The 19,612-nt window shown below is 64.5% G+C and carries 20 protein-coding genes; 7 read left to right on the top strand and 13 right to left on the bottom strand.

The window, feature by feature from the left end:
- The first annotated feature begins 186 nt into the window (after positions 1-186).
- Positions 187-786: a tRNA-uridine aminocarboxypropyltransferase gene (locus CAG44_RS04810; protein WP_085691676.1), complete on the top strand. Its 600-nt coding sequence runs from the start codon at positions 187-189 to the stop codon at positions 784-786.
- Positions 787-956: 170 nt separating this feature from the next.
- Here the strand turns inward: CAG44_RS04810 and CAG44_RS04805 are convergent, their stop codons facing one another.
- The 3 genes from CAG44_RS04805 to CAG44_RS04795 all read right to left on the bottom strand — a co-directional run bounded on the left by CAG44_RS04805 (position 957) and on the right by CAG44_RS04795 (position 3,587).
- Positions 957-2,315 carry a TolC family outer membrane protein gene (locus CAG44_RS04805; protein ID WP_085691675.1) on the bottom strand — a complete coding sequence of 453 codons (1,359 nt, stop codon included), beginning with the start codon at positions 2,313-2,315 and terminating at the stop codon, positions 957-959.
- Between the two features lie 311 nt (positions 2,316-2,626).
- On the bottom strand, positions 2,627-3,046 hold the full coding sequence (locus CAG44_RS04800) for a YbaN family protein (RefSeq protein WP_170929275.1): 420 nt from the start codon (positions 3,044-3,046) through the stop codon (positions 2,627-2,629).
- Positions 3,000-3,587, bottom strand: coding sequence for a YecA family protein (locus CAG44_RS04795; protein ID WP_025340148.1), 588 nt, complete (start codon positions 3,585-3,587; stop codon positions 3,000-3,002). Before CAG44_RS04795 ends, CAG44_RS04800 begins: the two co-directional genes overlap by 47 nt.
- A gap of 246 nt (positions 3,588-3,833) precedes the next feature.
- On the opposite strand from CAG44_RS04795, the gene recQ reads away from it, so the two are divergent.
- Together recQ and CAG44_RS04780 are read left to right on the top strand one after the other, a co-directional pair.
- Positions 3,834-5,981: a DNA helicase RecQ gene (gene recQ, locus CAG44_RS04785; protein ID WP_025340147.1), complete on the top strand. Its 2,148-nt coding sequence runs from the start codon at positions 3,834-3,836 to the stop codon at positions 5,979-5,981.
- Positions 5,982-6,131: 150 nt separating this feature from the next.
- Entirely contained in the window at positions 6,132-6,569 is a 438-nt protein-coding gene (locus CAG44_RS04780) for a MarR family transcriptional regulator (protein ID WP_085691673.1), read from the top strand.
- Positions 6,570-6,691: 122 nt separating this feature from the next.
- Here the strand turns inward: CAG44_RS04780 and CAG44_RS04770 are convergent, their stop codons facing one another.
- Positions 6,692-8,878: a patatin-like phospholipase family protein gene (locus CAG44_RS04770; protein ID WP_085691672.1), complete on the bottom strand. Its 2,187-nt coding sequence runs from the start codon at positions 8,876-8,878 to the stop codon at positions 6,692-6,694.
- Between the two features lie 67 nt (positions 8,879-8,945).
- On the opposite strand from CAG44_RS04770, the gene CAG44_RS04765 reads away from it, so the two are divergent.
- Positions 8,946-9,227: a SelT/SelW/SelH family protein gene (locus CAG44_RS04765; RefSeq protein WP_025340145.1), complete on the top strand. Its 282-nt coding sequence runs from the start codon at positions 8,946-8,948 to the stop codon at positions 9,225-9,227.
- A gap of 1 nt (position 9,228) precedes the next feature.
- Here the strand turns inward: CAG44_RS04765 and CAG44_RS04760 are convergent, their stop codons facing one another.
- Complete coding sequence (locus tag CAG44_RS04760; RefSeq protein ID WP_025340144.1) at positions 9,229-10,119, bottom strand: DMT family transporter; 891 nt, start codon at positions 10,117-10,119, stop codon at positions 9,229-9,231.
- Positions 10,120-10,297: 178 nt separating this feature from the next.
- Positions 10,298-11,071 carry an AraC family transcriptional regulator gene (locus CAG44_RS04755; protein WP_085691671.1) on the bottom strand — a complete coding sequence of 258 codons (774 nt, stop codon included), beginning with the start codon at positions 11,069-11,071 and terminating at the stop codon, positions 10,298-10,300.
- Positions 11,072-11,202: 131 nt separating this feature from the next.
- Here CAG44_RS04755 and CAG44_RS04750 point away from each other — a divergent pair, with 131 nt between their 5' ends.
- Entirely contained in the window at positions 11,203-12,015 is an 813-nt protein-coding gene (locus tag CAG44_RS04750; RefSeq protein WP_085691670.1) for a UDP-2,3-diacylglucosamine diphosphatase, read from the top strand.
- Positions 12,016-12,097: 82 nt separating this feature from the next.
- Here CAG44_RS04750 and CAG44_RS04745 read toward each other — a convergent pair whose 3' ends face one another.
- Complete coding sequence (locus CAG44_RS04745; RefSeq protein WP_025340141.1) at positions 12,098-12,409, bottom strand: DUF962 domain-containing protein; 312 nt, start codon at positions 12,407-12,409, stop codon at positions 12,098-12,100.
- A gap of 152 nt (positions 12,410-12,561) precedes the next feature.
- Between CAG44_RS04745 and CAG44_RS04740 the strand changes: the two genes are divergently transcribed.
- On the top strand, positions 12,562-13,623 hold the full coding sequence (locus CAG44_RS04740; protein WP_025340140.1) for an AraC family transcriptional regulator: 1,062 nt from the start codon (positions 12,562-12,564) through the stop codon (positions 13,621-13,623).
- Here CAG44_RS04740 and CAG44_RS04735 read toward each other — a convergent pair.
- The gene (locus CAG44_RS04735) at positions 13,580-15,034 is read right to left on the bottom strand and encodes a TrkH family potassium uptake protein (protein WP_013973677.1); all 1,455 of its coding nucleotides are present in this window, start codon (positions 15,032-15,034) and stop codon (positions 13,580-13,582) included. The two genes, CAG44_RS04740 and CAG44_RS04735, sit on opposite strands and share 44 nt — an antisense overlap.
- A 102-nt stretch (positions 15,035-15,136) precedes the next feature.
- Between CAG44_RS04735 and CAG44_RS04730 the strand changes: the two genes are divergently transcribed.
- Positions 15,137-15,694, top strand: coding sequence for a nitroreductase family protein (locus CAG44_RS04730; RefSeq protein WP_085691669.1), 558 nt, complete (start codon positions 15,137-15,139; stop codon positions 15,692-15,694).
- A 235-nt stretch (positions 15,695-15,929) separates the two neighbouring features.
- Here CAG44_RS04730 and CAG44_RS04725 read toward each other — a convergent pair whose 3' ends face one another.
- From CAG44_RS04725 to CAG44_RS04705, 5 genes are all read right to left on the bottom strand, one after another.
- Positions 15,930-17,270, bottom strand: coding sequence for a HAMP domain-containing sensor histidine kinase (locus CAG44_RS04725; protein ID WP_085691668.1), 1,341 nt, complete (start codon positions 17,268-17,270; stop codon positions 15,930-15,932).
- A 60-nt stretch (positions 17,271-17,330) separates the two neighbouring features.
- The gene (locus CAG44_RS04720) at positions 17,331-17,747 is read right to left on the bottom strand and encodes a Spy/CpxP family protein refolding chaperone (RefSeq protein ID WP_025340137.1); all 417 of its coding nucleotides are present in this window, start codon (positions 17,745-17,747) and stop codon (positions 17,331-17,333) included.
- Between the two features lie 101 nt (positions 17,748-17,848).
- A complete protein-coding gene (locus CAG44_RS04715) occupies positions 17,849-18,526 on the bottom strand; it encodes a response regulator transcription factor (RefSeq protein ID WP_025340136.1) in 678 nt (225 codons plus the stop codon).
- Positions 18,527-18,669: 143 nt separating this feature from the next.
- A complete protein-coding gene (locus tag CAG44_RS04710) occupies positions 18,670-18,969 on the bottom strand; it encodes a YciI family protein (RefSeq protein ID WP_015271283.1) in 300 nt (99 codons plus the stop codon).
- Position 18,970: 1 nt separating this feature from the next.
- Positions 18,971-19,564, bottom strand: coding sequence for a septation protein A (locus CAG44_RS04705; RefSeq protein ID WP_003259096.1), 594 nt, complete (start codon positions 19,562-19,564; stop codon positions 18,971-18,973).
- Positions 19,565-19,612: the final 48 nt, after the last annotated feature.

Raw genomic sequence — 19,612 nt, 5'->3', positions numbered from 1 at the left:
CAGCTCCCACAGGTATTGCACAAGGCTCAGGCCTGTGGTGATCCTGTTTTCTCCGGCAAGCCAGCTCCCACAGGTATTGCACAAGGCCCAGGTCTGTGGTGATCCTGTGGGAGCTGGCTTGCCGGCGAATGGCCCGCAAAGCGGGCCCCGGTTCTGTGGCAAACTGTTCCCGCCAAGGAGAACCCCATGCCCAGACCCCGCTGCGAGCGCTGCCAGCGCCCGCTCGACCATTGCCTCTGCCCACTGATCCCCGCACTCGACAGCCGCACCCGCGTCATCCTGCTGCAGCACCCCAGTGAAACCACCCATGCCTTGAATACCGCCCGCCTGGCCGCCCTTGGCCTGAACAATGCCGAGTTGCGGGTAGGCGAGGTATTCGATGACCTGAATGAATTGCTGGCGACCCCCGGTTACCGGCCAGCCCTGCTGTTCCCGGGTGACGACGCCCAGGAATTGGTGGCCTATGGCGAGACGGACGACCAACCCTTGCTGTTGATCGTGCCCGACGGTACCTGGCGCAAGGCGCGCAAGCTGTTGTACCTGAACCCGTTGCTGGAGGCGTTGCCGCGGGTGACGCTGGGGGCTGTCGCGCCTTCACGCTACCGCTTGCGCAAGGCGCCGGAGGCGGGGGCGTTATCGACTATCGAGGCGGTGGTGGGAGCGCTGAACGCGTTGGAGCAGCCTGCCTGTTTCGATGCGCTGCTGGCACCGTTCGAGGCGTTGATCGAGGGGCAGATCAGGGCCATGGGTTTGGAGACGTTCCAGCGTAACCATGGTGCGGGGTGAGGTGGCAGTGAGGGTCCTATCGCCGGCAAGCCAGCTCCCACAGGTGCAGCGGCAGGGCTCAAGTTTGTGTTTCTACGGTTGGAACACAAAGGGTGAAGCTTGTGCTGTACCTGTGGGAGCTGGCTTGCCGGCGATGGGCCGCAAAGCGGCCCCGGCTATCTCGAACCCGATCAACGCATATCAGGCAAACGCGCCTCGGTGCGTACTTCAGTGGTAGCCAGCGCTTCCGGCGGCAGCGAAATACGCTGCTTGCTCAACAGCTCGCCCATGGTCGCCAGCACGCGGTAGCGCGAGAACTCCTCGGTATAACGCACCTCGGTGTAGCGGCGGTCGGCGTTGTACAGCTCGTTTTCACTGTCGAGCACGTCGAGCAGGGTACGTTGGCCCAGGCCGAACTGGTCCTGGTAGGCGGCACGCACGCGCTTGGTGGTCTCGGCGTATTCACGCGCGGTCGGCAGCTGCTTGCTGGCGTTGTTCATGGCGTTCCACGCCAGGCTCAGGTTTTCGGTCAGCTCACGCAGGGCGTTGTTGCGGATGTCCAGGGCCTGGTTGATCTTGTGCGCGTCGGACTGCAGGCGAGCCTTGTCGCTGCCGCCGCGGAACAGGTTGTAGTTCATCTCCACGCCAGCTTGCCAGTCGTTGTTGTTGTGGCCTTTCTCGCCGCTGGTGTTGTTGTTGGCACCGGTAGCCAGAATGGCGTCGAAGCGAGGGTAGAAGGTCGACTTGGCCACTTCGTATTGCTGCTCGGCAGCATTCACGTCAGCCTGGGCAGACTTGATGTACGGGTTGTTCTGGCGCATGCCGTCGCGGGCTTCGTCGAGGGTGCCAGGCACCTCACCCTTGATGGTTTGCGGGCTTTCCAGCTCGTCCGGCATGCGGCCGACGACGCTGAAGAAGTTGGCCTCGGCATCGGCCAGGTCGACTTCGGCGGTATCCAGGTTGTTTTCCGCCAGGGCGCGACGTGCGCGGGACTGGTCAAGGTCGGCGGTGCTGCCGACGCCGCGCTCGTTGCGCAGGCCGATCTGGTCGTTGACTCGCAGGTGGGCTTGCAGGTTGTTCCTGGCCAGGGTCACCAGTTCACGGCGCTTGAGCACTTCCAGGTACACCTCGACTGCACGCAGGGCGACATCCTGGGCAACGGCCTGGGTGTAGTAGGCGCGGGAGGTGGAGACTGCCTCGGTGCGGCCCACTTCATTCGAGGTGTTGAAGCCGTCGAAGATCATCTGCCGCAGGCGCAGTTCGGACTGGGTGTAGTTGAGGGTTTCCTTGTTGTGGTTGCCCTCGGCACGCGTCGTGGTGTTGTCCGAACGCTGGCGGCCATAGCCGGCGACCAGATCCACGGAAGGGTAGTAGCCACCACGCGCGAACTTCACATCTTCATCGGCCGACAGCTTGCTGTTGCGGTTGGAGCTGACCTGCGGGTGGTAGTCCACGGCGCTCTGGACAGCCTCGGTGATCGACATCGCCTGTACGTTGGCACTCGCCAGGGCCAACAGTAATGCACTGGTGATGGGGTTCAAAACGCGCATGGTACATCTCCCTGATCCTGGAATTTATCCTGCTGCTCGCCAAAAAAATGACGATAAAGTTATTGCATATAGTGTTGCAGGTTTTTAATAACACAGCTAAGTACATTCAACGCGATAGATAAGAAGATTTCTTCATATCAAATTGCCATATAATATATAAATTGTCTAATAGGCCCGCAGGAGGACCCAGGGGAATGGCAGCGGAAAGTCCATGAAAGCCAATTAATACGGGGGTTTAGCAGAGTTCCAGAATCATTTCGGATAAGGAGAATAGTCGTTAGGCGAAATTGATATTTGGCGACAGAATATTGTCACTTTGGCTTGTGCAAAGTTTTCTGGCTGAGGATGTACAGGCTTACCAGTACGGCGCTGGTCAACATGAAGGCGCGCGCCCAGAACAGAGGCACCAGATAGCACGACAGGCCGATGCTGGCCCACATCAGGCCGATGGCGTAGACCTTGCCCTTGAGGGGGATGCCCTCACCACTGAGGTAGTCACGGATCCATGGCCCGAGCTTGGGGTGATGGACCAGCCAGTGGTGAAAGCGCGGCGAGCTGCGGGCAAAGCAGGCGGCCGCCAATAGCAGGAACGGGGTGGTGGGCAATACCGGCAGGAATATCCCCAACACCCCCAACGCGACGCTGAGCCAGCCGGTGGCCAGCAGCAGGTAGCGCACAGGCGACTTAGTGGTGGCGTGGCTTGAGCAGCGCCGGTTTTTCGTCTGGGGCATGCAGCAGCAGGAACAGCGCCGTCAGCGCTTCGGGGATCTGTACGATCATGTCGTCCTGCAGGTTGGCGTTGCTGGCGATGTCGGCGAACTCCGGCTGCTCGTCGAACAGGCCCGAGCCGACCATGATCGGCAGCAGCATCTCGCTGACTTCTTCCTCGGCGTTCTCGAACCAGGCCTCTTCACGCAGGAATACGCCTTCCATGAAGCCGATGCACCAGCCGCGCAGGTCGGAATCGTCCGGCTCGTCGGTCAGGTCGAGGTCGCATGGCAGCTCGAACTCGTCGTCGCTGGCCAGCTGGCGGGCGATGTGCGCTTTCAGCGCCACCAGGGTGGCCTCGATCTCGGTGCGCTGAGCATCGCTGGCGTAGTGCGGCTCTTCAGCGAACAGGGCGTCGATCCACTCGCGCTCGGGCACTTCCTCGGCATTGATCGAAAGGGCGGTGAGGTAGCCGTGGGCGGCGACATAGTCCAGCGCTTCCTCATGCAGCTCGTCGGCGTCGAGGAAGGCTTGCAGGCGGGTCAGTTGCTCGGCGAAGGACATTACAGGGCTACCTTGGGGAATAAACGATAACGAATTCTAGCACCTTGCGACGGCGGCGGGGTAAAGGGAACGTCTATCGCCGTGGTGTCCTGCGCGGGGCGGTGCTGCGGTATACTCCGCGATTTTTCATCCAGGGGCAGGGTTTGCCGGCTACCTGGCAAAAACCGCTTACGCATTTGGCGTGTGCGGGGCGGGTTTTTCGTCCAGCCTGTATCCGGGATGGTACGGCGATTTGTGGAGTTGCACATGCTCGAACAGGCTCAGCGCGTTCTCAAGGACGTCTTCGGCTACGACAGTTTCCGCGGGCGCCAGGCAGCGATCATCGACTGCGTGGCCAATGGTGGCGATGCCCTGGTGCTGATGCCCACCGGCGGCGGCAAGTCGTTGTGTTTCCAGGTGCCGGGGCTGCTGCGCCCGGGCCTGACGGTGGTGGTTTCGCCACTGATCGCACTGATGGACGACCAGGTCGCCACGCTAGACGAACTGGGTGTGCCGGCCGCTGCGCTGAACTCCACGCTGACCCCGGAGCAGCAGCGTGACCTGGCCGGGCGCCTGCGCCGTGGCGAAGTGAAGATGCTGTACCTGGCGCCGGAGCGCCTGGTGCAGCCGCGCATGCTCGACTTCCTGCGCGACCTGGATATCTCGTTGTTCGCCATCGACGAGGCCCACTGCGTGTCGCAATGGGGCCACGATTTCCGCCCCGAATACCTGCAACTGGGCCAGCTGGCCGAACTGTTCCCGCATGTGCCGCGCATCGCGCTGACCGCCACCGCCGACATGCGCACCCGCGAGGAGATTGTCCAGCGCCTGCACCTGCAAGGCGCCGAGCGCTTCCTGTCGAGTTTCGACCGGCCCAACATCTTCTACCGCATCGTGCCCAAGGAGGCGCCGCGCAAGCAGCTGATGGCGTTCCTCGGCGAGCGCCGCGGCAACGCCGGTATCGTCTATTGCCTGTCGCGCAAGAAAGTCGACGAAACCGCCGCATTCCTCTGTGACCAGGGCTTCCCCGCGCTGCCGTATCACGCCGGCCTGGCTGCCGAGACGCGTGCAGCCAACCAGCACCGCTTCCTCAACGAGGAAGGGCTGATCATGGTCGCCACCATCGCCTTCGGCATGGGTATCGACAAGCCCAACGTGCGCTTTGTCGCCCACCTTGACCTGCCCAAGTCGCTCGAGGCGTATTACCAGGAGACCGGCCGTGCCGGCCGTGACGGGCTGCCGTCCGATGCCTGGATGGCCTACGGGCTGCAGGACATGGTGATGCTCAAGCAGATGCTGCAGAACTCCGAAGGTGACGAGCGCCACAAGCGCATCGAGCAGCACAAGCTCGACGCCATGCTGGCCCTGTGCGAAGAAACCCGCTGCCGCCGCCAGTCGCTGCTGGCCTATTTCGACGAAACCCTCGAGCAACCGTGCGGGCACTGTGACAACTGTGTCGACCAGGTGCAGACCTGGGACGCCACCGAGCCGGCCCGTCAGGCGCTGTCGGCGGTGTTCCGCACCGGCCAGCGCTATGGCGTTGGTCACCTGGTCGATGTGCTGCTGGGCAAGGACACCGAGAAGGTGCGCAATTTCGGCCACGAGAAGCTCTCGGTGTTTGGCGTCGGCAAGGGGCTGGCCGAAGTCGAGTGGCGTTCGCTGTTCCGTCAGCTGGTGGCGCGTGGCCTGGTCGACATCGACCTGGAAGGCTACGGCGGCCTGCGCCTGTCCGACAGCTGCCGGCCGCTGCTGCGTGGCGAAGTGACCTTGCAGCTGCGCCGTGACCTCAAGCCGCAGACCACCGCCAGGACTTCGTCGTCCAGTGGCGGCAGCCCGGCCAGCCAGCTGGTGCGTGCCGAAGAGCGCGAACTGTGGGAAGCGCTGCGTACCCTGCGGCGCAAGCTGGCCGAGGAGCACAGCGTGCCGCCCTACGTCATCTTCCCCGACTCGACGCTGCTGGAGATGCTGCGCAGCCAGCCGGCCAGCCTCAGCGACATGGCCCAGGTCAGCGGCGTGGGCGCGCGCAAGCTGGAGCGTTATGGCCAGGCCTTCCTCGAGGTGCTGAACAACAGCGGCGGCACCGACGAAGCGCCGAAAGTGGTACTCGACCTGCGCCACGAACTGGTCAGCCTGGCCCGTGCCGGCATGACCCCGGCGCAGATCGCCGGGCAGCTCAACTGCAGCGAGAAGAACGTCTACAGCCTGCTGGCCGAGGCGCTGGGCCGCCAGGAACTGAGCCTGGAACAGGCCCTGGACCTGCCGGAAGATCTGTTGATGGAAGTGCAGGATGCCTTCCTCGATGGCGAGGGCGAGCTGCCACCGGTATCGGCAATTGCGCCGCTGTTCGGTGCGCGGGTGCCGGAGGGCGTGCTGTACTGCGTGCGGGCTGCGCTGGCGGCCGAGTTCGAGCTGTAAGTGACGACAGGATCGAAGGCAGAACTGCCATCTGCTGACCTTTGTCATGTTTTTTGACGATTATCGAACATTCCAGGGTGCCCGAGCCTTGCCTCGTGGGACGGGCCATGGTTAGCTGCCTAATAATTAGATCTGTTCAATGAGTTGCTTATGCCCCTGACCGACAACCAACACCGCTTCGGCATGCAGCTGGCCCAGATGTCCCGGGGGTGGCGTGCCGAGCTGGACCGCCGCCTGGCCGGGCTCAACCTGTCCCAGGCGCGCTGGCTGGTGTTGCTGCACCTGGCCCGTTTCGAAGAGGCCCCGACCCAGCGTGAGCTGGCCCAGAGCGTGGGCGTCGAAGGCCCGACCCTGGCGCGCCTGCTCGACAGCCTGGAGGCGCAGGGGCTGGTACGCCGGCAGGCGGTGCTGGAAGACCGGCGGGCCAAGAAGATTATGCTGTGCCCGCCGGCCAAACCGCTGATCGACCAGATCGAGACCATTGCCAATCAACTGCGGGTTGAGCTGTTCACCGGGGTGGACGAGGCGGAGCTGCAGGTGTGCATGCGGGTGCATGCCAAGATTCTGGCCAACCTGGAGAAATCCTGAGGGGCCTGGGGCCGCTTTGCGGCCTGTGGGAGCGGGTTTACCCGCGAAGAATGCAACGCGGTGTATGGCACCGGCTTCGCCGGTGTTCGCGGCTAAAGCCGCTCCCACAATGTGTCCGGCACCTAGAAGGTATGCCCAAGGTTCAGGTACACCGCCTGCTCATGCGCACTGTTGGCCCCGTAGCTCAGGTTCAACGGCCCCAGCGGCGTCTCCAGCCCCAGGAAGATGCTCGCCGCATTGATGTAGCCACTGTCGAAATCGTTGTCGTTGTTCCACGCCCGCCCTCGCTCCAGCGACCCGCCGATGTACAGCGGGAAGTCCAGCGGCACGTAGGCCCGTGGTGTCAGGCGGCGGTAGTAGACCATGCGCATCAGGCTCACGTTCTGCCCCGACACCGAGTCCTGGCGGAAGCCTGACAGCTCCCGCGCGCCACCCAGCACGAAGCTCGAGGTCACCACTTCGGTATCATCCAGCGTGCGCCCGTAGCGCCCGCCCAGCACGAAGGTGTTCGGCCCGCTGCTGAGGGCCTTGTCCAGGTTGAACATCCACTGCCGGTAATCCTGGTCGGAATCCAGCGACTGGTCATACTTGCGCAAGGTCAGGCCGATATCCTCGCCGCTGTGCGGGAAGTACAGGTTATCGAGGGTGTCGAACGAGTACTTCAGCTCGTAGAAACCTTCGTTGAAACTGACCTTGGGCAGGTCCTGATCACCGATGCGTACCTCGGCCTCGCCCCAGGCCTTGCCCACACCCAGGCGCACTTCACCGTTGGTGCCGATCTGCCGCCCCACGTTAAGGCCAAAGCCGTAACGCTCCAGGCGGTACTCGGCCACCGGGTCGTTGTCCAGTGTGGCTTCGATGTTCTGCGAGCTGAAGTCCAGGTACGGCGCGATGAAGTAGCGCGAGCCCACGTCCAGCGGCTGGTAGAACTCGCTGTACAACTCCTGCTGGTCGCCGATCTGGCCACGGGTCAACCATTCGGCGCCGAGGCTGTTGATGCCGTTGACCCGGTAGCTGGCGCCCAGGTTGAAGGCGCTGTCGCCGCGCAGGTCGTCCGACAGGTTCAGGCCCAGGCGCAGGTAGTCGGTGCCACCGCGTCGGCCGCGGGCGTTGATCACCAGGGTGTTGTCGTCGCCCTTGTGCACCACGCGGTACTGCACCCGGTCGAAGTAGTCCAGGCCGTACAGCGTGCCCATGTCGGTCTGCAGGCGGCCTAACTCCAGCGGCGCATCGATCGGTTGGCGGATGTACGAGCGGATGACCTCGTCGCTGACCTTGGAGTCGTTTTCGATCCTGATCGCGGTGATCGTCGGCGTGCGTTGGCGCGGCGAGCGGGCCACGGCCAGGCTGCTGTCACCTTCGGGCTGGCGCAGGGCGGCAAGGCGCGGGTCGAGCAGGCGGGTGGCGCGGTAGCCGGCCTCGATCATTTCCCGAGCGCGGCCAAAGTCGGTGACGCCAAAGGCGGTCAGTGGTGGCTGGATGAGGATGTCGTCGCGGTGCAGGCTGGCCAGTTGTTCTTCCGAGTTGCGCCGGGTCATCAGGGTGATCGACTGGTTGAGCACATCGACCACCGTGGCCAGCTGCTTGCGGTCACGCAGCGGGGTGCCGATGTCGACCACGATGGCCAGGTCCACACCCATTTCGCGGGCGACGTCCACCGGGATGTTGTCGACCATGCCGCCGTCCACCAGCAGCCGGCCGTCCAGTTCGACCGGGGCGAATACCGCCGGGATCGACATGCTGGCGCGGATCACCTGGGGCAGGTGGCCACGGCGGAACACTACCTTTTCGCCACTGGCGATGTCGGTGGCCACTGCGCGGAAGGGAATGGGCAGCTTGTCGAAGTCACGGGTGTCGGCGGTGTGCGCCAGCTTGCTTTCCAGCAGCAGCGCCAGGTTCTGGCCCTGGATCACCCCCAGCGGCAGGCCCAGGCTGCCGTCGTCGCGAAAGCTGAGCTTCTGCTTGACCAGGAAGTCGCGGTCATCCTGCTTGCGCCGGAACGGCACATCCTTGCGCGGCGGGGCATCGGACAGCGCCTGTTGCCAGTCGAGGGTGGTGGCAAGCTTTTCCAGCTCTTCGACACTGTAGCCCGAGGCATACAGGCCGCCGACCACCGCGCCCATGCTGGTGCCGGCGATGGCGTCGATGCGCACGCCCTGTTCCTCCAGGGCCTTGAGCACACCAATGTGGGCCAGGCCACGGGCCGCGCCCCCCGACAGCACCAGGCCAACCTTGAGCCTGGCCGGTTCGGCGGCGAATACCGTGAGGGAGGTGAGGGTGAGCAGGAAACAGAACAGCAAACGGCGCATCGTGAGTCTCAAACCGTGGGCTAAAGACCGCTAGTATAAGCGGCCCCTCACCTGGAGATGCCTCACCATGGCCGACAGCAAACCGGAAATCGTCATCACGTATTGCACGCAGTGCCAATGGCTGCTGCGTGCCGCCTGGCTGGCCCAGGAACTGCTCAGCACCTTCACCGACGACCTTGGCCGGGTGGCCCTGGAGCCTGGCACCGGCGGTATCTTCCGCATAACCTGCAATGGCGTGCAGATCTGGGAGCGCAAGGCCGACGGTGGCTTCCCCGAGGCCAAGGTGCTGAAGCAGCGGGTGCGCGACCAGATCGACCCGCAGCGTGACCTGGGCCACAACGACCGCTGAATCAGGCGCCCTCGGCCAGGGGCCGCTGCCTGGGCGGTTGCTCGGCGGCCAGGCGGCTGGACAGCACGATGGCGAAGATGATCAGCGCGCCGCCCAGCAGCATGCGCAGGGTCGGGGTTTCGGCGAACACCACCCAGGCCACGGCAATGCCGTAGACCGGTTCCATGCCGAACACCACGGCGGCGGTGCGCGCCTTGATCACCGACAGGCTGGCGACGAACAGGCTGTGCGCCACGCCGGTGCAGAAGATGCCGAGCAGGGCGATCCACAGCCAGTCCATGGTGGCTACGCCGGCCAGGTCCGGTGCCGCGAACGGCAGCAGGCACAAGCCCACCACCAGGTTCTGCCACAGCGCCGCCTGCACTGCAGGTAGGCGGCCGGAGCCGGCGCGGTTGGTGAGTGACAGCAGGGAGAACAGCAGCCCCGACAGCAATGACCAGAGCAGGCCGCCGGTGGCTTCACTGGCCAGGTCGAATGCCGGTGTGACCAGTACCAGGCCGATGCTGACCAGCAACACCAGCAAAGCCTCGTTGCGGCGGATGCGTTCGCGGAACAGCAGGCCTTCGAGGATCACGGTAAAGGCCGGGAAGCTGGCGAAGCCGAGGGTGGCGATGGCCACGCCGGCGACCTTTACCGCAATGAAGAAGCTGACCCAGTGCCCGGCCAGCAGCACGCCGCCGAGCAGCAGGCGGCGGGCGTCCTGGCCGCTCAGGCGTTGCCAGCCCGGCCCGGCCAGGCTGGCGAACAGGGCCAGGGCGAGCACGGCGAAGGCGGCGCGTCCGAAGACGATGATCGCCGGGCTGGCGCTGGCGGCCAGTTTGCCGAAGACGCCGGTGAGGCCGAAGAACAGCGCGCCGATGTGCAGGGCGCCGAGGGCGGTGCGGTGGTTCATGGGTGGTCCTTGCTCAAGATCTCTACTGGCTGTGCCGGCCTCTTCGCGGGCATGCCCGCTCCCACAGGTACTGCACAGGTGTTGAAAACGGTGCAACACCTGTGGGAGCGGGCGCGCCCGCGAAAGGGCCGGCACAGGCTCAGTGTATAGGCTCAGAAGGATGCATTCTGTCGCAAGGCTAGTGTGAGTTGTCGCCAGACTCTCGCCGCAATGCCAACGGCGTACACCCGAACGCCCGCAACATCGCCGCCGAAAACGCACTCTGCGAGCTGTACCCCACCTGCGCCGCAATCTCCCCCATCGGTAGCAAGGTCTGCATCACCAGCCGCCGCGCTTTGAGCAAGCGCCGCTGGCGAATGTAGTCCATCGGCGTCATCCCGCATTCTGCGGTAAAGCGCGCATGCAGGCGGGCACTGGACAACCCGGCGATGCGCGCCAGGTCAGCCACTTGCAGCGGGTAGGCGGCATGCCGCTCGATATGCGCATCGAAGGCGGCATAGGGCAGGCGCTGGCTGGCTGCGACGCTGGCTGCCGCCGTTGGGTTGAGGCTGGCCAGCAGCAGCGCTGCCCCTTGCCGGGCAATCAGCGGGTCGTGCATGGGGCTGGTCGCCAGCCAGTCCACCAATTGCTGCTGGCGCTCGTCCAGGCCCAAGGCGGCGGGGCGGTCGAGCAGGCGGCGGCTGGCATCGGCATGTTCGCCCAGTTGCTCGCGCAACCAGTGGTCCCCTGGTACATCCAGCACCAGGCAATCGCTGCCGCCATCGCTGGCGCAGGTGTGATGGGCGCCCGCCGGTACCACGATCAGCCCCTGTCGATCGATCCCGGCGCCATGCCCCTGCACCTCGAACTCCAGGCGACCGCGCAGGCCGAACACCAGTTGCGGGTGTTCGTGGCTGTGGGCGATCAGGCTGTCGCGGTAATGGCGCAGCGAGAGGATCGGGCCGGCGGTCATGGGGAGAGTCGTCCTCGCAGGGCAGAACCGCATTGTGCCTCATTCCCTGCAGTCCATCACTCGTAACGGTTTTGCCACTGCGCTGTCATCCGCGCCTGCCAGTCTCCAGCAAACTGCGCCGGAGCCTGCCCATGACCCATGCCGAACTGTCCCGTCCCTCGCGCAAGCAACGCGTGCGTACCCTGTGGATTTCCGATGTGCATCTGGGCACCCGCGACTGCCAGGCCGAACACCTGTCGCAGTTCCTCAAGGGCTACCAGGCCGACCGCATCTACCTGGTGGGCGATATCATCGATGGCTGGAAGCTGCGCGGCGGGATCTACTGGCCTCAAGCCCACACCAACGTGATTCGCCGCCTGCTGACCATGAGCAAGCGGGGCACCGAGGTGATCTACGTCACCGGCAACCATGACGAATTCCTGCGCCGTTACTCCAAGCTGATCCTCGGCAACATCCAGCTGGTGGACGAGGCCGAGCACCTGACCGCCGATGGCCGCCGCCTGCTGGTGATCCATGGCGACCAGTTCGACGTGATTACCCGTTACCACCGCTGGCTGGCGTTCCTCGGCGACCGTGCCTACGAGTTCACCCTGGTGCTCAACCGCTGGCTCAACCACTGGCGTGCCCGCTATGGATACGGCTATTGGTCACTGTCGGCATACCTGAAGCACAAGGTCAAAGGCGCGGTGAACTTCATCAGCGACTTCGAGGATGCCATTGCCCACGAGTGCACCCGCCGCGGTTTTCATGGGGTGGTGTGTGGGCATATCCACCATGCCGAGATTCGCCAGGTGGGGGAGGTGGAGTACCTCAATTGCGGGGATTGGGTGGAGTCGTGCACGGCCCTGATCGAGCATTGGGATGGCACGATCGAGCTGTACCGGTTGGCCGAGGCACAGGCGCGGGAGGCGCAGGCAGCGGCGGCGGTGCGCGAACCGGCGTAGGGTTTGAGGGCCAAGGGGGCTGCTTTGCAGCCCATCGCGACACAAGGCCGCTCCCACAGGCCGCAAAGCGGCCCCAAAAAATCTACAGGCTGATCTTGCCCAACAGGATATCCCTGAACATCACGAAATCCCCGATCAGGCTGTACAGCGGATGGGTAAAGGTCGCAGGCCGGTTCTTTTCGAAAAAGAAATGCCCGACCCAGGCAAAGCCGTAGCCGAACACGGGCAAGGCCAGCAGCAGCAACCATTTGCCACTGCCGATGATATAGGCCAGCAGGGCTATCACCAGGCTGGTGCCGACGAAGTGCAGGCGGCGGCAGGTGGGGTTGCTGTGCTCCCCCAGGTAGTAAGGGTAGAACTCGGCAAAACTGCGAAACTGCGCTGTGCGGTTCATGACAGTGCTCCGGGATTAATACTTCTGGACAAGATGTACGGCGTGGAGCCTGAATCGAGTCTAGAGTGACTGGCGAGGCCTATCAGTGACAATAGGCGCCAATTGAATATCCTTGGGGTTCACCGCAGGAGCGGTCAGCATAAATGCCTTTCATGAGCGAAAGAACCACGTCAGCCAGCTGGGCATCAGGGATCGTGAAGGCACTCGAGCTGGAAGGGCTGGACTGCCGGGCCATGTTCAAGCAGCTGGGGCTGGATTTCGCTGCCCTCGACGACCCCGACGCGCGCTTCCCCCAGGACTCCATGACCCGGCTGTGGCAACTGGCGGTGGAACTGTCGGGCAACGAGGCCATAGGCCTGAACATGGCGCGGGTGGTGCGCCCGGCGTCGTTCCATGTGGTGGGCTATGCGTTGATGTCCAGCCGCACCCTGGCCGAAGGCTTCGAGCGCCTGGTGCGTTACCAGCGCATCATCGCCGAAAGCTCCGACCTCAGCTTCGTCCTCGGCCCCGAGGGTTATTCGCTGATCCTGACCGTACACGGCGACCATCTGCCACCGACCCGGCACAGTGCCGAGGCATCGCTGGCCTGCGCGCTGGCGCTGTGCAGCTGGCTCAGCGGTCGGCCGGTGCAACCGCGCCGGGTGCTGGTGCAGGGGCCGCAGCCAAAGAATATCGAGCCGTACAAGGTGGCGTTCCATTCGCCGCTGGTGTTCGGGGCGCCGCACGATGCGCTGGTGTTCGAACGCGCCGACATGGAGGCGCCGCTGCCCACCGCCAACGAAGCCATGGCCATCCTGCATGACCGCTTTGCCGGCGAATACCTGGCGCGTTTCTCGGAAAGCCGGGTCACCCACCGCGTGCGCCAGGTACTGTGCCGCATCCTGCCGCAGGGCGAGCCCAAGCGCGAAACCCTGGCCCAGGCCCTGCACCTGTCGCAGCGCACCTTGCAGCGGCGGCTGCAGGAAGAAGGCACCAGCTTCCAGACCCTGCTCGACGATACCCGCCGCGAACTGGCCGAACAGTACCTGGCGCAGCCAGGCATGACCCTGCTGGAAACCGCCTACCTGCTGGGTTTTGCCGACCCCAGCAACTTCTACCGGGCGTTCCGCCGCTGGTTCCATGCCACACCCAGTGAGTACCGCGCCCGCCTGGGTGCCGAGCCTGAGGTGGTCAGTGACGCCAGAACGCCGGCATGCACAACACTAGCACGGTGATGATTTCCAATCGGCCGAGCAGCATGCCGCTGGCGAGAATCCACTTGGCAGCGTCCGGCAGCGTGGCGTAGTTGCCCGACGGGCCGATCACTTCACCCAGGCCCGGGCCCACACCCGAGACCGTGCCGGCAGCGCCGGTCAGGGCGGTCATCCAGTCCACGCCAAGCAACGACAGCAGCAGCGCCATGACGCAGATGGTGATGGCGAAGAAGAACGAGAAAGTCAGGATCGAACGCACGATTTCTTCGTCGAGGCGGTGGCCGTTGTACTTCTGCTTGATCACCGCGCGTGGATGGATCAGCTGGTTGAGGCTGGCCTTGAGCAGGATGTAGGCGACCTGGAAGCGGAAGATCTTGATGCCACCCGCCGTAGAGCCGGAGCAGCCACCGACGAAGCCCAGGTAGAAGAACAGCATCAGCGAGAAGTTGCCCCACAGGCTGTAGTCACCCAGGGCGAAGCCGGTGGTGGTGACCACCGAAGTCACGTTCAGCGCCACGTGGCGCAGGGCGTCGAGCCAGTGCAGGTTGGTGGTGGCCCAGTACCAGGTGCCAAGCACCAGCCAGGTGACCACCAGCATGCCCAGCAAACCCTGCACCTGCTGGTCGCGGATCAGTGCCTTGCGGTTGCCGCGCAGGGTCGCCACGTAAAGGGTGAAGGGCAGGCTGCCGAGGATCATCACCACCACCGCGACCCAGTGCACGGCCGGGATATCCCACTTGGCCAGCGACTGGTCGGAGGTGGAAAACCCGCCAGTGGAAATCGCCGACATGGCGTGGTTGATCGCATCGAACGGGCTCATGCCGGCCCACCAGAAGCCCAGCGCGCCCAGGATCGAGAAGCCGACGTATACCCCCACGATCGACTTGGCGACCATGTGCGAGCGCGGCATGACCTTCTCCGAGCGGTCGGACGATTCGGTCTGGAACAGGCGCATGCCACCGATGCGCAGCAGCGGCAGGATCGCTACCGCCATGCCGATGAAGCCGATGCCGCCGAGCCAGTGCAGCATCGAGCGCCACATCAGGATGCCCGGTGACATGTTGTCCAGCCCGCTGAGCACGGTGGCGCCGGTGGCGGTGATGCCCGACATGCTTTCGAAGAAGGCGTCGGTGTAGCTGATGTGCTGGGTCAGCAGGAACGGCAGGGCGGCGAACACGCACACCACCAGCCAGCTGCTGACGGTCAGCAGGTACATGTCGCGCGGGCGCAGGTGCACATGTTCGGGGCGGCCCTGGAGCACCAGGGCCAGGCCGGCGATGAAGGTGATCAGGCTCGACCAGAGGAACGACGGCATGTCACGGGTGCGTTCGAAGATCACCAGGGTCGCCATGGGCACGGCCATGCTGACGGCGAGGGTAATCAGGAAGATGCCGATGATGAAACCAATGATCCTTAAGGTCGGCAACGCCATGTGATCTGCTCTGACTCGAAACGGAAGGGCGCCATTCTACCTATGGGTCTGGTGATGTAAACGCTAGAATGGCGGCACATTTACCTGCCAGGAGGGTAGCCGATGGAGGCTCTCGACGCATTGCTCAACCGTGTTTCCGTGCCACGCCTGACCGACCCGGCGCCCAATGCCGCCCAGCGCGAGGCGCTGTTCCAGGCCGCCCTGCGCGCCCCGGACCACGGTCAGCTGCGGCCGTGGCGCTTTCTCACCATCGAAGGCCAGGGCCGCGAGAAGCTGGGTGAGCTGTTCGCCGAAGCGCTGCAGCACAAGGGGGATGCCACCCAGGCAGCCCTGGACAAGGCCCGCGCCATGCCCCTGCGGGCGCCGTTGCTGATCGTGGTGGTTGCCAAGCTGCAGGACCACTTCAAGGTGCCCAAGTCCGAGCAGCGGCTGGCGGCAGGCTGTGCGGCGCACGGCATCCTGATTGCGGCGCATGCGCAAGGTATCGGTGCGGTGTGGCGCACCGGGGACATGGCTTTCGATGCCCATGTGCACAAGGGCCTGGGGCTGGCCGCGAACGAGGAGCTGATCGGGTATCTGTATGTGGGTACGCCGCTGACCGAGCCGCGCACCGCGCCGATTCTGGAAACTGCTGATTTCGTCAGTGCCTGGGGCGAGTAACGCAGCCTTGGGCTGATTGCCGTATCAAGGCATCCGGCCCTTTCGCGGGTAAACCCGCTCCCACAGGTGTTGCGCAAATTTCAGGCCTTGCACAGTACCTGTGGTAGAGGGCGGGTGCCTTTACAGCACATCAACCGCCCGCCGCTCCCACAGGAGGTGCGAAAATTTCACGCCTTGCACAGGTACCTGTGGGAGCGGGTTTACCCGCGAAGAGGCCGGGAGCATTTGCATCAAATCAACTGCCTGTCGCTTCAGTCACAGGCAACTCCAGCCGCGCCACAAAGCCCCCCTGTGGATGGTTCTCCAGCACCAGGCTGCCGCCATGCCGCTCCGCCGCCTTGCGTGCAATCGCCAACCCCAGCCCATGCCCCGGCGCATCCTGCCCCGGCGCACGGAAGAACGGTTCCCCCAGCTGCGCCAGGTGTTCCGCCGCCGCCCCCGGCCCATGGTCACGCACGCTGATCACGATACGGTCCTGCTCGCGCATGGCGCTGACTTCGATCGGCTGGCCCTGCGGGTTGAAGCGCAGGGCGTTGCGCAGCAGGTTGTCCACGGCACGCTCGATCAGCGTTGGCCAACCCTGCAAGGTCAACCCCGGCTGTGCCTCCAGGCGCACATCCTGCTCTGGTGCGCTGAGCTGGGCGTCCTTGCGCACGCTGCCGAGCAGGGCGTTGAGGTCGACCGGCTCGGCATGGGCCTGTTCGGCATCGACCCGCGCCAGGGCGAGAATTTCGCTGATCAGGTCTTCCAGGCGGTCGCATTCGCGGGTCAGGCGTGGCCACAGCGCCTCACGCTGCTCAGGCTCGGCGCGCTCGGCCAGGGCCAGGGCGATACGCAGCCTGGCCAGCGGTGAGCGCAGTTCATGGGACACATCGCGCAGCAACTGGCGCTGGCTGCCGATGGTGCTTTGCAGGCGCGCGCCCATCTTGTTGAAGTCCTTGGCCAGCACGCCGAACTCGTCACGCCGCGCCGCCAGCTGCGCCAGGCTGTTCTGCTGGTAGGTGGTCTGGCCCAGGTCATGCACGGCGCTGCGCAGGCGGCTGAGCGGGCGGGTGATGGACAGGGTCACCAGCAGGCTGAACAGGGTCAGCACCACCAGGGCAATGCCCAGCGCACTGAGCGGCCATAACAGGCTTTCGCGGTGCCAGGCATCCAGCGCCGGGTGGGGGATGCGGTAGATCAGCAGGTACGTCTCGCCGGTGTCGGGGCTGGTGTACTCCTCGGTCAACCGGCGCCACGGCAGGCGCCGCTGGTCATTGTGCTGGCGTGCCTCGAAGGCCGCCGCACGGCGCGGGAAGGTGCCGGGCACCACGGCTTCGCCACTGTCGTCGAGCACCTGCACGTCGATCTTGTAGCGGTCCTTGCGCCGTTCCAGGAAGTGCTGTGCCGAAGCCAGGCCTTCCTGTTCGTAATGCTTGGCCCACTTGCTGGCCAGGGTATTCAGGCCCGGGTGGCGGCTGAGGATCCAGGCGTCCTGGTTGAGCATATGGCCCAGCAGGATCGACAGGCCCGCAACCAGGGTGATGGCCAGCCAGAAACTGGCCAGGATGCGCCAGAACAGTGAACGCAAGTGCACCTCCTGCAAACAAGAAAAGCCCGGCTCGCACTGAGGCGGGCCGGGCATCGGGCGGACAGCTTACTGGGCCTTGTTGCCTTTTTCAGCTTTCCAGGCCTGGAACTCCTGCCACTCGGCTTTCTGTGCGGCGCGTTCCTTCTGCAGTTCGTCGAACTTCTTCTGCTGCTCAGGCTTGAGCAGGGCACGGACCGCGCTGTCGGTCTTGTCGCGGTTGGCCTGCAGTTCGTCCTTCATCGCCTTCTGGTCGGCGGCCGGCAGTTTGGACAGGTAGCGCTCGGTGATGTCGCGGCGCTGTTTCATCTGCTCGCCCATCAGTTTGCCGATCTGCTGGCGCTGGTCACGGCTCAGGTCCAGCTGGTGGAAAGGCGCATCACCGCGATGATGTGGGCCGTCGTGGCGCGGGCCGCCTTCAGGCATGGCCATGGCCACGGTCGGCAGGGCGGCGGCGAACATCAGGGCGATAAGGGTCTTGCGCATGGTGTCTCTCCTTTCATGGGCCGGTGGTTACCGGATGAGCACAGTCTAGGAAGATCACCGTCAAGCGCGGTCAGTGGATGGTAAAGGCTCGGTAAAGATGTTCAGAGGCAGTAGTAATAACCACGGCTGCGCAGGGCAACGATGCGCGGCCGGCCATCGGCGTGGGGGCCGATTTTCTTGCGCAGGTTGCTGACGTGCATGTCCAGGCTGCGGTCGTACAGGGTCAGCTTGCGGCCCAGGCCGATCTGCGCCAGTTCCTGCTTGTCCAGCGGCTCGCCGGGTTGGCGCAGCAGGGCTTCGAGAATGCGGCTTTCGGACAGGGTCAGGGTCATTTCGCGGCCATCGATGCTGGCCACGCCACGGGCAGGGCTGTAGACCAGGTCGCCCAGTTCCACCTGGCTGGTGGTGGCGGTGGGGTGGCTGCGGCGCAGCACGGCACGCAGGCGAGCGGTGAGTTCACGCGGGTCGCAGGGTTTGGCCAGGTAGTCGTCGGCGCCCAGTTCCAGGCCGAGGATGCGGTCCAGCGGCTCGCCGCGGGCCGAGAGCATCAGCACCGGCAGTTCGGCATGCTCGCTGCGCAACTGCTTGAGCAGTTCCAGGCCACTGCCGTCGGGCAGCATCACGTCCAGCACCACGGCCGCCGGGGCATGCGTGGCCAGGGCCTGGCGTGCGCTCTGGCCATCGTGGCAGGCGCGCACGGTAAACCCTTCCTGGGTCAGCCAGCTGCCGAGCAGCTCGCACAGCTCCTGGTCATCATCTATCAGTAACAGCTCGCTCATGACTCACTCAATTCAACCATTGACGGCGGCTATTCGGCCCGCCAGTGGCAAAGATACCGCAGACTGATGGCAACAGTATAACTGCCGGTACCGCGTGGGCTTCTTCGCGGGCAAGCCCGCGAAGAAGCCCACGCGGTCTCAGATCAAGGCAGCACTTGCTTGAACGGCTTGACCACCACCTTGTCGTACACGCCCGCGGCAATGTAAGGGTCGGCATCGGCCCAGGCCTGCGCCGCGGCCAGGGAGTCGAACTCGGCAACGATCAGGCTACCGCTGAAACCCGCTTCACCCGGGTCGTTGCTGTCGATGGCCGGGTGCGGGCCGGCCAGTACCACGCGGCCCTCGGCCTTCAGCTGCTGCAGGCGTTCGATGTGCGCCGGGCGGGCGGCCAGACGCTTTTCCAGGGAGTTTGCGACGTCGCTGGCGATGATGGCGTAGAGCATGTCAATCCTTGGGTTTGGAGGTAGAAGGGTCGTCGTGCAGGTGGCGCGACAGGTACACGCCCTGCGCTACCAGGAACATCACGGTCATGCCCAGGCTGCCGAACACCTTGAAGTCGACCCAGAAGTCCTGGAAGGTGAAGGCGACGAACAGGTTGGCCGCGCCGCAGAACAGGAAGAAGCCGATCCAGGCCAGGTTCAGGCGGGTCCAGATGGCATCGGGCAGGCTCAGGGCGTGGCCCATGATGCGCTTGATCAGCACCCGGTCGCCGATGAAGTGGCTACCGGCGAAGCCCAGGGCGAACAGCCAGTTCACCACCGGCGCCTTCCACTTCAGGAAGGTTTCGCTGTGGAAGGTCAGGGTCAGGCCGCCGAACACCAGGCAGGCCACCAAGGTCAGCCACTGGCCCTTTTCCAGCTTGCGCTGGCGCAGGAACAGCGCGCCGTAGACCACCAGCGAGCTGATGATCAGCATGGCCGTGGCGCTGTAGATGCCGCCGAATTCGAAGCTGTGGCCGGCGACTTCCATGGGGCGCGGGTCGAGCTTGTAGACGATGAAGAACAGCAGCAGCGGAATGAAATCGATGAATTGTTTCACAATGGCAGCCAGAATCGGGATGTGACGGCATAATAACAAACATCGATT

Source organism: Pseudomonas sp. B13(2017) (assembly GCF_002113245.1).
Lineage (GTDB): Bacteria > Pseudomonadota > Gammaproteobacteria > Pseudomonadales > Pseudomonadaceae > Aquipseudomonas > Aquipseudomonas putida_Z.
Note: the sequence above shows the minus strand (reverse complement) of the source record. Positions and strands in the feature narration are given on the sequence as shown.

Coding starts and splice junctions, on each gene's coding strand:
- CAG44_RS04755 (WP_085691671.1), bottom strand. CDS start 11,071: ATGACCGCCGGCCCGATCCTCTCGCTGCGCCATTACCGCGACAGCCTG.
- CAG44_RS04800 (WP_170929275.1), bottom strand. CDS start 3,046: ATGCCCCAGACGAAAAACCGGCGCTGCTCAAGCCACGCCACCACTAAG.
- recQ (WP_025340147.1), top strand. CDS start 3,834: ATGCTCGAACAGGCTCAGCGCGTTCTCAAGGACGTCTTCGGCTACGAC.
- CAG44_RS04765 (WP_025340145.1), top strand. CDS start 8,946: ATGGCCGACAGCAAACCGGAAATCGTCATCACGTATTGCACGCAGTGC.
- CAG44_RS04760 (WP_025340144.1), bottom strand. CDS start 10,119: ATGAACCACCGCACCGCCCTCGGCGCCCTGCACATCGGCGCGCTGTTC.
- CAG44_RS04720 (WP_025340137.1), bottom strand. CDS start 17,747: ATGCGCAAGACCCTTATCGCCCTGATGTTCGCCGCCGCCCTGCCGACC.
- CAG44_RS04750 (WP_085691670.1), top strand. CDS start 11,203: ATGACCCATGCCGAACTGTCCCGTCCCTCGCGCAAGCAACGCGTGCGT.
- CAG44_RS04730 (WP_085691669.1), top strand. CDS start 15,137: ATGGAGGCTCTCGACGCATTGCTCAACCGTGTTTCCGTGCCACGCCTG.
- CAG44_RS04795 (WP_025340148.1), bottom strand. CDS start 3,587: ATGTCCTTCGCCGAGCAACTGACCCGCCTGCAAGCCTTCCTCGACGCC.
- CAG44_RS04770 (WP_085691672.1), bottom strand. CDS start 8,878: ATGCGCCGTTTGCTGTTCTGTTTCCTGCTCACCCTCACCTCCCTCACG.
- CAG44_RS04710 (WP_015271283.1), bottom strand. CDS start 18,969: ATGCTCTACGCCATCATCGCCAGCGACGTCGCAAACTCCCTGGAAAAG.
- CAG44_RS04805 (WP_085691675.1), bottom strand. CDS start 2,315: ATGCGCGTTTTGAACCCCATCACCAGTGCATTACTGTTGGCCCTGGCG.
- CAG44_RS04745 (WP_025340141.1), bottom strand. CDS start 12,409: ATGAACCGCACAGCGCAGTTTCGCAGTTTTGCCGAGTTCTACCCTTAC.
- CAG44_RS04735 (WP_013973677.1), bottom strand. CDS start 15,034: ATGGCGTTGCCGACCTTAAGGATCATTGGTTTCATCATCGGCATCTTC.
- CAG44_RS04810 (WP_085691676.1), top strand. CDS start 187: ATGCCCAGACCCCGCTGCGAGCGCTGCCAGCGCCCGCTCGACCATTGC.
- CAG44_RS04780 (WP_085691673.1), top strand. CDS start 6,132: ATGCCCCTGACCGACAACCAACACCGCTTCGGCATGCAGCTGGCCCAG.
- CAG44_RS04715 (WP_025340136.1), bottom strand. CDS start 18,526: ATGAGCGAGCTGTTACTGATAGATGATGACCAGGAGCTGTGCGAGCTG.
- CAG44_RS04740 (WP_025340140.1), top strand. CDS start 12,562: ATGAGCGAAAGAACCACGTCAGCCAGCTGGGCATCAGGGATCGTGAAG.